This window comes from Vibrio sp. 10N.261.52.A1 (genome assembly GCF_002876325.1).
Classification (GTDB): Bacteria; Pseudomonadota; Gammaproteobacteria; order Enterobacterales; family Vibrionaceae; genus Vibrio; species Vibrio chagasii.
Genome location: NZ_MCYD01000473.1, coordinates 1 through 302, shown reverse-complemented (window position 1 = coordinate 302; position 302 = coordinate 1). Strand labels below are relative to the sequence as shown.

Annotated in this window: 1 pseudogene; it reads right to left on the bottom strand. The window is 48.3% G+C overall.

Annotated elements, in window-relative coordinates:
- A pseudogene (locus BCT81_RS29720) lies at window positions 1-261 on the bottom strand (protein kinase family protein); the annotation flags it as partial.
- Window positions 262-302: the final 41 nt, after the last annotated feature.

Here is a 302-nt window from a genome sequence, read left to right as displayed (position 1 = left end):
AAACTCTGCCTCTTGTTTTAGATAGTGGCGGTGTTTTAGCTCATGAGCATATTTGATGGTGACCAATCCCCAGCTACGATGTTGAGCTTCAAATACTCGCGAGCTTAAGCGAGCAAGGTCGGTATAGCCATGTTGTTGGAGCGTACGTCTGAGCTGTTCATCAGTTGAACTCGTCTGGTTAGAAGATGCATCATCTTCGATGGGTGCAGCTCGCCTTGATGGGGAGGGCGAGCTATTAGACGGAGTGCTATTAAATTCCACTTGGCAGAGAAAACCCTGAGAAGAACCCTGGGACAAATGGG